At 60.6% G+C, this 485-nt stretch carries 1 protein-coding gene and 1 riboswitch; the gene reads right to left on the bottom strand.

Features of this window, described 5'->3' with window-relative positions; translation table 11 throughout:
- Window positions 1-184, bottom strand: a riboswitch (cobalamin riboswitch). This riboswitch is flagged as partial in the annotation.
- A 31-nt stretch (window positions 185-215) separates the two neighbouring features.
- Window positions 216-485 (bottom strand): energy transducer TonB (locus EII26_RS12925; protein ID WP_199735231.1); only part of this gene is annotated, 270 nt, incomplete at its 5' end.

The raw sequence follows: 485 nt of genomic DNA, 5'->3' as shown, positions 1-485 counted from the left end.
TCGGCAGGTCTCCTGACTCGCGCTCGTCCTAATCCCGAACCTTCTCATCCCCGCACGTGCCGGGGGACAATGGTGCGTATCGGTTTCGTCACGCTTACAGTGGCGGGACCGTTCCGGATTTGTACCGGATTCCCTTGGACGAAAGTCCTTCTGAACAAAATTCACTAAAAACATGGATTATTATAACTCAAAACGATGCCGTTCGTACACGCCCGCTACCGTTCCAGACGGAAGCTGACGGGAACCCGGGCGCGTATCCGCCCCGCGTGATCGAACCTCCAGGTGCGGACCGCCTTCAGCGCCGCCTCGTCCAGACGGGCATGACCGCTCCCGTTCTCGACCACCGCGTCGACGACACGCCCCGATTCGATGGTGATGAGGATCGTCAGTTTCCCCTCCTCACGGCGCCTGCGGGAGAAAAGAGGGTACTCCGGCGGCGTCTTGGAGAGGATTTTCAGCGTCCCCACATCCACCGGCCCCGTCCC

This window comes from Fretibacterium sp. OH1220_COT-178 (genome assembly GCF_003860125.1).
Lineage (GTDB): Bacteria > Synergistota > Synergistia > Synergistales > Aminobacteriaceae > CAJPSE01.
Note: the sequence above shows the minus strand (reverse complement) of the source record. Positions and strands in the feature narration are given on the sequence as shown.